The organism is Kitasatospora sp. NPDC086791 (assembly GCF_040685975.1).
Taxonomy (GTDB): domain Bacteria; phylum Actinomycetota; class Actinomycetes; order Streptomycetales; family Streptomycetaceae; genus Kitasatospora.
In genome coordinates this window covers 20,150-31,519 of sequence record NZ_JBFBOC010000031.1, presented here as the reverse complement: position 1 = coordinate 31,519, position 11,370 = coordinate 20,150, and the positions used below count along the sequence as shown (strand labels likewise).

Below are 11,370 nucleotides of genomic sequence, written 5' to 3'. Positions count from 1 at the left end.
CCCGACCCCGGCGCCGGCCCCGGCCCCGACCCCGGCGCCGGCCCCGGCCCCGACCCCGGCGCCGGCCCCGGCCCCGACCCCGGCGCCGGCCCCGGCCCCGACCCCGGCGCCGGCCCCGGTCGCGCCGGCGCCTGCCCCGGTCACCGCGGAGGCGGCCCCGGCGGTCCCGGCCGCGCCCAGGCGGAGCAGGTCCGCCCTGATCGGCGAGCTGCGTACCAGCCTGGCCGAGGCCCTCTTCCTCGGCGAGGAGGAGATCGACGCCGGCCGCAACTTCGTGGAGCTGGGCCTGGACTCCATCATCGGGGTGGAGTGGGTCAAGACCCTGAACCGGCTCTACGGCACCTCGTTGACCGCGACGCGGCTGTACGACTACCCGACGCTGCGCGAACTGGCGGGCGTCCTGGCGGAGGAGGCCCCGGCGGAGGAGGCTCCGCCGGTCGCCGCCACGCCCGTCGCCGCCCCCGAGGCCGTCCCGCCCGTCGCCGTCCCGCCCGTCGTCCCCGCACCGCCCGCGACGGCGGTGTCCGTCCCCACCGTGTCCGTCCCCGCCGCGGCGCCCGTCGCCCCTGTGCCCGTCGCCACGGCGCCGGCACCGGCCGTGGTCACCCCGGTCACGCCGGCCGCCGACGACCGCGGCCGCCGCGCCGCCGTCATCGGTATGTCCGGCCGCTACCCGGGCGCCGCGAACCTCCGGGAGTTCTGGGAGAACCTCAGCAACGGCCGCAACTCGGTGCGGGAGGTGCCGCCGTCCCGCTGGGACGTCGAGCGGTACTACGACCCGCGCCCGGGACAGCCGGGCCGGACCAACTGCAAGTGGATGGGGTACCTGGAGGACGCGGACCGCTTCGACCCGCTGTTCTTCAACATCTCGCCGCTGGAGGCCGACGGCCTGGACCCGCAGCAGCGGCTGTTCCTCCAGGAGGCCTACCGGGCGTTCGAGGACGCCGGGTACGACCCGCAGTCGTTGAGCCGGCAGAACTGCGGCGTCTTCCTGGGCATCAGCGGCAACGAGTACAGCTTCCTCGCGCACCGCAACGGCGCCGGGGTCAGCTCCGCGACCAGCGGCAGCAACGCCATCGCGGCCTCGCGGATCGCCTACTTCCTCAACCTCAAGGGCACCGCGATCGCGATCGACACCGCCTGCTCCTCCTCCTTGGTCGCCCTGCACCTGGCCCAACAGGCCCTGGCGAGCGGTGAGATCGACATCGCGCTGGTCGGTGGCGTGTCGCTGTACCTCCTCCCGGACACCTTCGTCGGGATGAGCGGGGCGGGCATGCTGTCGCCCACCGGCCAGTGCCGGACCTTCGACAACGGCGCCGACGGGTTCGTCCCCGGCGAGGGTGTCGGGGCCCTGGTGCTGAAGCGGCTCGGTGACGCCGAGGCCGACCACGACCACGTCTACGGCGTCGTCGCCGCCTCCGGCACCAACCAGGACGGCAAGACCAACGGCATCACCGCGCCGAGCGCCAACAGCCAGAAGGAGCTGGTCCGGACGGTCTACGACCGGCACGGCATCGACGCCGCCTCCATCGGCTACGTCGAAATGCACGGCACCGGAACCAAGTTGGGCGACCCGATCGAGCTCGACGCGCTGGCCGCGGTCTACCGCGAGCGGGGCGTCCCCGTGGGCTCCTGCCGGATCGGCTCGGTCAAGTCCAACATCGGCCACACCTCGGCGGCCGCCGGAGTGGCGGGGGTGACCAAGGCCCTGCTGAGCATGCGGCACGGCCTGCTGGTGCCGTCGCTCAACTTCGAGACGCCGAACGAGCATTTCGACTTCGACAATTCCCCGTTCCGGGTCACCACCCGCCTGCGGCCGTTCGAGCCGCGCGGAGACCACGAGCCGCGGCGTGCCGCCGTGAGCTCCTTCGGGTTCAGCGGAACGAACGCCCATGTCGTGCTGGAGGAGTACCGTCATGCGTGACAGCAGTGCGCGGACCGGGTCGGCGACCGTCGTCGTCGCCCTGTCGGCGAAGACCGAGGCCCAGCTGGACGGCGTGGCGCGGAACCTGCTCGCCTTCCTGGCGGACGAGCCGCAGGTCGACCTGACCGACCTCGCCTTCTCGCTCCAGGTCGGCCGCTCGGCCATGGAGCACCGGCTGGCGTTCACGGCGGACTCCACCGCCGCGGTGGCCCGCGGCCTGCGCGCCCACCTGGACGGGTCGGGCGACGCGGAGCTGGTCCGCGGTACGGTGGCCGACCCGCTGGCCGTCGACGACCAGGACGAATCGCAGCAGGCGCTGCTCCGTTCCCTGTGCGAGGCCCGCGACCACCGCGGCCTGGCCCGGCGCTGGGCCGAGGGCGCGGCCGTCGACTGGCCGCTGCTGTACGCGCCGCACCGCCCGTACCGGATCCCGCTGCCGACCTACCCGTTCGCCCGGGACCGGCACTGGATCGAGGCCGCCCCCGGCGCGGGATCCGCCGCCGAGGCCGTCCCGGCCGCCCGGGCCGCCTCCCCGTTGCACCCGCTGCCGCACCACGGCACCCCCGGGCCGGACGGACGGCGCTACCGTTCCGTCTTCACCGGCGCCGAGTTCTTCCTGACGGACCACCGGGTCCGGGGTGAGCGCGTGCTGCCGGGCGTCGCGCACCTGGAACTGGCGCTCGCCGCTGCCGCCGCCGACGATCCGGCGGGCTTCCCGCCGGGGGCCGCGGTCGCGTTCACCGACGTGCTGTGGGCCCGCGCCTTCGAGGTCGGCGGGCAGCCGCGGGAGCTCGACCTCGCCCTGCGGCCGGACCCGGTCGACGGGGTCCGCTTCGAGACCCTCGACCCCGCGGGCGGCGCGCCGTTCAGCGTCGGCGGGGTCGTCCGCTGCGACGCCCCGCCGGAGCGGATCGACCTCGACCGGCTGCGGGCCGAGTGCGGTGCGCGCCGGCTGGAGGGCGCGGAGGTCTACGCCGCGTTCCGGGCCGGCGGCATCGAGTACGGCGAGTCCTTCCGCGCGGTCGACCACCTGCTGGTCGGCGACGGCCAGGCGCTGGCCCGGCTGGTCCTCCCGGAGGCCGCCCGGCCCGGCTGGGCCGACCACCGGCTGCACCCGGCCCTGCTGGACGCCGCCGTCCAGGCCACGCTCGGGCTGCTGGCCGGCGAGCCGGACGCCGAGCGGCGGATCCTGCTGCCGTTCGCGGTCGACCGGGTCGAGGTGCTCGGCGCGTTGACGCCGGCCCTGTGGGTCCGGGTCCGGCGGAGCGCTCCCGGTGCGGGGGGCGCGGCCGGCCGGCGCTTCGACCTCGACCTGTGCGACGACGCGGGCACCGTCAAGGTCCGGCTGCGCGGCTTCGCGGTGCGCGAACTGCCCGGCGGCGCCCCCGCCCGAGTCGGGGCCTCGACCGCGGCCCCGACCGTCGGAACCCTGCTGGCGTTCCCCGACTGGCGGGAGCGCGCGCTGACCGCCGCGACCCCGGCACCCGCCGACCGGCGCACCGTGCTGTTCGCCGAGCCGGACGCCGTCCCGGTGACGGCCGGCCGGCTGCCCGCCGACGAGGTCGTCCTGCTCACCTCCACGGCGTCCACCCCGGACGGCCGCTTCACCGATCACGCGCTGCAGGTGTTCACGAAGCTCCGGGAGATTCTCGGCGACGGCACCGGGACGCCGGTGCTGGTCCGGATCCTGCTCACCGACCGTCCCGAGTCGCTGCTGCTCTCCGGCCTCGGCTCGCTGCTGCGCACGGCGGAGCTGGAGAACCCGAGGATCACCGGGCAGGTCGTGGTCGTCGAGCCCGGCACCCCGGCGCCGGCCCTGCGCGACCTGCTCGCCGCCGAACTCGCCGCCGCCGACCGGGTGGTGCGCCACCGCGCCGGCCGGCGCGAGGTGCCGACCTGGGCGGAGGAGCCCGCCGCCGACCCGGCCGGCTCCCCCTGGCGGGCCGGCGGTGTCTACCTGGTCACCGGCGGCCTCGGCGGCCTCGGCCTGATCTTCGCCGAGCAGATCGTCGCGGAGGTGGCGGACGCCACGCTGGTGCTCGTCGGCCGCTCGCCGGAGGACGCCCGGGCGCGCCGGACCGTCGAGCGGCTGCGGGCCTCCGGCGCCGACGTGCGCTACGCCCGGCTCGACGTCACCGACCGGGCCGCCGTCCGCCGCCTGGTGGAGGACGTGCTGCGCACCGCTGGACGCCTGGACGGCGTCCTGCACGGCGCCGGCGTCCTCGCCGACGACTTCCTCGTCCGCAAGACCGCGGAGTCCTTCCGCGCCGTCCTGGCGCCGAAGGTGACCGGCCTGGTCAACCTCGACGAAGCGACCGCGGACGTGGACCTGGACTTCTTCGTGGCCTTCTCCTCCGGCGCCGCCGTCCTCGGCAACGCCGGACAGGCCGACTACGCGACCGCCAACGGCTTCCTGGACTCCTACGCGGCCTACCGCCGGGGCCTGGTCGCGGACGGGCGACGGCACGGGCGCACCCTCTCCGTCAACTGGCCGCTGTGGGCCGAGGGCGGGATGCGTCCGGACGCCGCGACCGAGGAGCTGCTCCGAGAGCAGCACGGCATCACCCTGCTGGAGCGGGCGGCCGGGGTCGAGGCCCTGTCCCGCAGCCTCCGGACCGACCACCCCCAGGTCCTCGTCGCGGCCGGCGACGCGACCCGGATCAGGAACGCGCTGACGATGCAGCAGACGGGCGAGGGCGACGAACCAGTGAGCAGCACCGACATCCCCGGGAGCCTCCCGGACGGACACGACGACGGCTTCGAGGACCGGGCCGTCGGCTACGTCACCTCCCTGCTGGCGGGCGCGCTCCGAGTGCCGGCCCAGCGCATCGACGCCGGGCTCCCGCTGGAGCGCTACGGCATCGACTCGGTGCTGGCCATGAAGCTGACCGCCGGACTGGAGGAGGTCTTCGGGCGGCTGCCGAAGACGCTGTTCTTCGAGTACCAGACCATCCGGGCGCTGACCGGCTACTTCCTCGACGCGCACCGCGACCGGCTGCGCGAGCTGTCGGGCGCGTCCGCCAAGCCCGCGGCTCCCGCGGCGCCCGCGGCACCCTCGGAGCCCGTGGCATCCGTGGCGTCCGTGAAGCCCGCCGGGGCCCCCGGCGCCGAGCCGACGGCCGCCCCGGAGCCGCGCGTCGCGGACATCGCGGTGATCGGCGTCGCCGGCCGCTACCCGCAGGCCCGCGACCTCCGGGAGTTCTGGCGCAACCTCGCCGAGGGCCGGGACAGCATCACCGAGGTGCCGGCCGACCGCTGGGACCACGCCGCGCACTACGACGCCGACAAGGCCAACCCCGGCAAGACCTACTGCCGGTGGGGCGGCTTCCTCGACGACATCGACCGGTTCGACCCGCTGTTCTTCGGCATATCGCCCCGCGAGGCCCAGTTCATGGACCCCCAGGAGCGGCTGTTCCTGGAGTGCGTCCACGAGACCCTGGAGGACGCCGGCTACACCCGACAGGCCCTGGCCGCCCAGCGGTCGAACGGCGTGACCGGGAACGTCGGCGTCTTCGTCGGGGCCATGTACGACGAGTACCAGCTCTACGGCGCGACGGAGTCGGCGCTGGCCGAGGGGCGGGTCATCCCCGGCAACGCGGCCAACATCGCCAACCGGGTCTCGTACTTCGGCGACTGGCACGGCCCGAGCATGACGGTCAAGACCATGTGCTCGTCCTCGCTCACCGCGCTGCACCTGGCCTGCCAGAGCCTGCGTACCGGGGACTGCGAGGTGGCCGTGGCGGGCGGCGTCAACCTGTCGCTGCACCCCGCCAAGTACCTGCTGCTCGGCCAGACCGGCTTCGCGTCCAGCAAGGGCCGGTGCGAGAGCTTCGGCGAGGGTGGGGACGGCTACGTGCCGGGCGAGGGCGTCGGCGCGGTGCTGCTGAAGCCGCTCGACCGGGCCGTCGCCGACGGGGACCGCATCCTCGGCGTCATCAAGGCCACCGCCGTCAACCACGGCGGCAAGACCAACGGCTACACGGTGCCCAACCCGGCGGCCCAGGGCGCCGTCATCGCCCACACCCTGAAGCGGGCCGGGGTGGACGCGCGGTCGGTGAGCTACGTCGAGGCGCACGGTACCGGGACCTCGCTCGGGGACCCGATCGAGATCGCGGGTCTGACCAGGGCGTTCGGTGAGCACACCGGGGACCGGCAGTTCTGTGCGATCGGTTCGGTGAAGAGCAACATCGGGCACGCGGAGAGCGCCGCCGGGATGGCCGCGCTGACGAAGGTGCTGCTCCAGCTGAAGCACCGCACGCTGGTGCCCTCGCTGCACTCGGAGGTGCTGAACCCGCACATCGACTTCGCCGACACGCCGTTCCGGGTGCAGCGCGAACTCGCCGAGTGGGAGCGGCCGGTGGCCGCGGACGGCACCGAGCTGCCGCGGCTGGCCGGGATCTCCTCGTTCGGCGCGGGCGGTTCCAACGCCCACGTGATCGTCGAGGAGTACGTCCCGGCGACCGCCGCCCGCCCGGCGCCCCGCGACCCGTCGACCTGGCCGCTGGCCGAGGTGGTCGTGCTGTCCGCACGCACCGAGGAGCAGCTGCGGGAGCAGGCCCGGCGCCTGCTGGCACAGGTCGAGGCGGACGGACTGTCCGACGCCGACCTGCCCGACCTGTCCTTCACCCTCCAGACCGGGCGCGAGCACCTGGACGAGCGGGTGGCGTTCCTGGCCGGCTCCGCCGCCGAACTGGTGGCCCGCCTGCGCGGGCTGGCGGACGCGGAGCCGGACACCGGTGAGCTGTTCCGCGGCCGGGTGAAGCGGGCGAAGGGCGCGGTGTCCCACCTCGCCGACGACGAGGACATGGCCGCGACCATCGGGGCGTGGGTCCGCAAGCGGAAGTTCGGGAAGCTGCTCGAACTCTGGGTGAGCGGGCTCGACCTGGACTGGCGCGCCTTCTACCCGGCCCCGCGGCCGCAGCGGATCGCGCTGCCGGGGTACCCGTTCGCGCGCAAGCGCTACTGGGCACCGGCGGGCACGGCGGCCGCGCCCACCGTGGCGGAGACCCCGACGGTGGCGGAGACCCCGACGGCGGTGGAGTCCGCGGCGCGTCCGGAGCCGGCCGCGCCTGCCGCCGCGCCTGCCTCCGCCCCCGTCGCGGCGCTGCGTCCGGTCGCGGCCACCCCGGCGGCAGGCACCCGTACGGCGGCCAAGCCGCGCGGCATCGGCCTGGCCCCGCTCGGCGCCCCGGCGGCGGCTCCGGCCGCCGCACCGGTGGTCGCGCCGGTCGCCCCGGCGGCGGCCGCTCCCGCTCCCGCCCCGGCCGTCGTTCCCGGCCCGGCCGCCGCTCCCCTCCCCGCTCCCGCGCCGTCGGCCGTCCCGGACGAGGAGACGCTGATCGACGAGCTGTCGGACGGCCTCGCCCAGGCCCTGTACCTGGCGATCGAGGACGTCGACCCGGACACCGGCTTCACCGACCTGGGCCTCGACTCGATCGTCGGCGTGGAGTGGATCAAGGCGATCAACAAGCGGTACGGGCTCGAACTCGCCGCCACCCGGCTGTACGACACCCCGACCGTCCGTGAACTGGCCCGCTACCTGCGGACCGTGCTCGGCGGCTCGGCGGCCGCCCCGCGCCCGCGGACCCCGGCCGCGTCCGAGACCGTCGCCGCGCCCGTGGTCCCTGCCCTGCCCGTGGTCCCTGCCCTGCCCGTGGTCCCGGCCGCGCCCGTGGCCGTCGCGGCGCCCGTGATCCCCGCCGCCCCGGTGGCCCCCGGGGCCGAGCCGGCGCCGGCCCGGGTCGCCGCCGAGGAGGTGCAGGACCACCTGGTGGAGAGCCTCGCCACCGCCCTCTACGTCGAGGAGGCCGAACTCGACCTCGACCGGAGCTTCACCGACTTCGGCCTGGACTCCATCATCGGCGTGGAGTGGATCAAGGTGATCAACAAGCGGTGGGGGCTGGACCTGCCCGCCACCCGGCTCTACGACCACCCGACCATCCAGGAACTGACCGCCTGCGTCCTGCGGGAGCTGGAGAAGGGAGGCGCCCCTCAGGGGCGTCCCTTTCGCGAGCTGACCGAGCAATCGGCCACGCCCGAGCCTGCGGCCGTCCCGGCCCCGGCGGCCGTCCAGTCGGCCCCGGTCGTCACGGCCCCGGCCCCGGTCGTCACGGCCCCGGCCCCGGCGGCCGTCCAGCCGGCCCCCGCCGTCCCGGCCCCCGCTCCGGCGCCGGTCGTCCGGCCCGCCCGCGCGGGCGGCGCCGACGCGATCGCCATCGTCGGCATGGCCGGCAAGTACCCGCAGTCGGACGGCCTGGAGCAGTACTGGGACAACCTGGTGAACGGCCGCGACTGCGTCCGGGAGATCCCCAAGTCCCGCTGGGACGTGGATAGTTACTTCGACCCGCAGCCCGGCCGGAAGGGCAGGGTCTACAGCCGCTGGATGGGCCTGCTCGACGACGTCGACGTCTTCGACCCGCTGTTCTTCAACATTCCGCCCGCCGAGGCGGAGGGCATGGACCCGCAGCAGCGGCTGTTCCTCCAGGAGGCCTACCACGCCTTCGAGGACGCGGGCTACGACCCCCGCGCGCTGAGCGGCGACAAGTGCGGGGTCTACCTCGGGATCATGAGCAACGAGTACAGCATGCTCGTGCAGAAGCAGGGCGGCGACTCCGTCTCCGCCACCAGCAACAGCAACGCCATCACGGCCGCGCGGATCGCCTACTTCCTGAACCTCAAGGGCCCGGCCATCGCGCTCGACACCGCCTGCTCCTCCTCGCTGGTGGCGGCCCACCTGGCCTCCCAGGCGTTGCGCGCGGGCGAGATCGACATGGCTCTGGTCGGCGGCGTCACCCTCTACCTGAGCCCCGAGGCCTACATCAGCATGTGCGGTGCCGGGATGCTCTCGCCGGAGGGCCGCTGCAAGACCTTCGACAACGGCGCGGACGGCTTCGTCCCCGGCGAGGGCGTCGGCGCGCTGGTCCTGAAGCGCCTGGACGACGCGGTCCGGGACGGGGACCACGTCCACGGCGTGATCCTCGCCTCGGGCATCAACCAGGACGGCAAGACCAACGGCATCACCGCGCCCAGTGTGGTGAGCCAGATGGAGCTGGAGCGCGACGTCTACGAGCGGTACGGGATCGACCCGGCCTCCGTCGGCTACGTCGAGATGCACGGCACCGGCACCAAGCTCGGCGACCCGATCGAGCTGGAGGCCCTGAGCACCGTCTACCGCGAGAAGACCGCCGAGGTCGGCTACTGCGCGATCGGCTCGGTCAAGAGCAACCTCGGGCACACCTCCGCGGCCGCCGGCATCGCCTCCATCCAGAAGTCGGTGCTGTGCATGCAGCACAAGCAACTGGTGCCGACGCTCCACTACACCAAGCCCAACGAGCACTTCGACTTCGACCGCTCGCCGTTCTACGTCAACACCGAGCTGACGTCCTGGAAGACGGCGGCGGGCGCCCCGCGCCGGGCGGCGGTGAGCTCGTTCGGCTTCAGCGGCACCAACGCCCACCTCGTCCTGGAGGAGTACGAGGAGCCCTCGGCCACCGCCCGTCCGGAGCGGGACGCGGCGACCGCCCGGGTGTTCGTCCTCTCGGCGCGGAGCGAGCAGCAGCTGCGCACCGCCGCCACCCGGCTCGGCGCGCACCTGCGGGAGCACCCTTCGCTCGACCCGCGGGACCTCGCCTTCTCGCTGCAGCTCGGCCGCGAGGCCATGCCGCAGCGGCTGGCGGTCGTCGGCACGACCGTCGACGAGCTGGCCGGGCTCCTCGCCCGCTTCGGCGCGGACGGGCACGCCGAGGGCGTGCTCACCGGCCGGGCCGCGAAGGCCCGCGGGCGGGGCGCCGCGCACACCCCGCAGGCCACGGCGCCCGGCGCCGCGGCGGTCGCCGAGTGCGAGCGGCTCGCCGGACTCTGGGTGGCCGGTGCGACCGTCGACTGGGCCGCGCTGTACGCGGACGGGCGGCCGCGCCGCCTCCCGCTCCCGACCTACCCCTTCGCCCGCGAGCGCTACTGGCTGGCCGGGCCCGCCCCCGAGGCCGCTCCCGCCGAGGCCGCCCCGGCCCGGGCCGTGCCGGAGCCCATCGCCCCGGCGGCCGTGCGGCCCGTGGCTCCGGCGACCACGCCGCCCGCGCACTCCGAGGGCACCGGCATCCTGCTCAAGCCGGTCTGGGACGCCGTTCCCGCCCCGGCCCCCGGGGCCGTCCCCGCCGTGGCGGGCCGCGTCCTGGTGGCGGGCGGCACGGAGGAGCAGTTCCAGCGGGTCCGCGCGGTGCTGCCCGGCGCCGAGCGCCTCCCGGTCGGCCCCTCGGACACCGTGGAGGAGCTCTCCGCCCGGCTGGACGCGGTGCCGGAGCCGGTGGGCCACCTGGTCTGGCTGGCACCCCGGCAGACCTCGCCCGCCGTCACCGACGACGCCCTGGTCGAGGCCCAGGAGGCCGGTCTCTACGCCTGCTTCCGCACCCTCAAGGCGTTGCTGGGGCTCGGCTACGGCCGCCGTCCGCTCGACCTGACCGTGGTGACCGAGCAGAGCCTGCCGGTGCGCCGAGGCGAGACCGTCGACCCGACCCACGCCGGCCTGCACGGCCTGCTGGGCTCGGTGGCGAAGGAGTACCCGGGCTGGAACGTGCGCCTGGCCGATCTGGACCGCACGGGGGAGTGGCCGCTGGACGAGGTGTTCGCGCTGTCCTGCGAGGAGCGCGGCACCGTCTGGGCCCACCGGCGCCGGCGCTGGTACCGCCAGTCCCTGATCCCGGTCCAGGACACCCCCCGCGACCCGGGCGCCCGGCCGGTCTACCGGCAGGGCGGCACCTACGTCGTGATCGGCGGAGCCGGCGGGATCGGCGAGGCCTGGACCGAGCACATGGTCCGCACCCACGGGGCCCGGGTGGTCTGGATCGGCCGCCGCGCCGAGGACGACGCGATCCGCGCGAAGTTGCGCCGCCTCGGCGAGCTGGGGCCGGAGCCCCGGTACGTCCAGGCCGACGCCACCGACCGGGAGTCGCTGCGCCGCGCCTACGAGCGGATCAAGCACGACCACCCGGCCGTGCACGGCGTGATCCACTCGGCGATCGTCCTGCTCGACCAGAGCCTGGAGCGGATGGACGAGGCGCGGTTCCGCGCCGCGGTCACCGCCAAGGTGGACGTCAGCGTCCGGCTCGCCCAGGTCTTCGCCGACGAGCCGCTGGACTTCGTCCTGTTCTTCTCCTCGATGAACTCCTTCCTCAAGGCGCCCGGCCAGTCCAACTACGTGGCGGGATCGGTGTTCGAGGACGCGTACGCGCACCGGCTCGGCACCGCGCTCTCCGCCCCGGTGAAGGTCATGAACTGGGGTTACTGGGGCAGCGTCGGGATCGTCGCCTCGCCGGAGTACCAGGAGCGGATGAGCCGGGCCGGCGCGGCCTCGATCGAGCCCGCCGACGGCATGGCCGCCCTCGACGTCCTACTGTCCGGCACGTTCGACCAGCTCGGTCTGGTCAAGGCTCAGGGGGGAAATTCCTGAC

At 75.0% G+C, this 11,370-nt stretch carries 2 protein-coding genes; both read left to right on the top strand.

From position 1 onward, the window contains the following. On the top strand, positions 1–1,924 hold a 1,924-nt coding region (locus AB0Q99_RS28640), incomplete at its 5' end, for a type I polyketide synthase (RefSeq protein ID WP_363576459.1). Then, positions 1,917–11,369 (top strand): SDR family NAD(P)-dependent oxidoreductase, encoded by a 9,453-nt coding sequence (locus AB0Q99_RS28635; protein ID WP_363576458.1) that lies wholly within the window; start codon positions 1,917–1,919, stop codon positions 11,367–11,369. The genes AB0Q99_RS28640 and AB0Q99_RS28635, both read left to right, overlap by 8 nt. Position 11,370 lies beyond the last annotated feature (1 nt).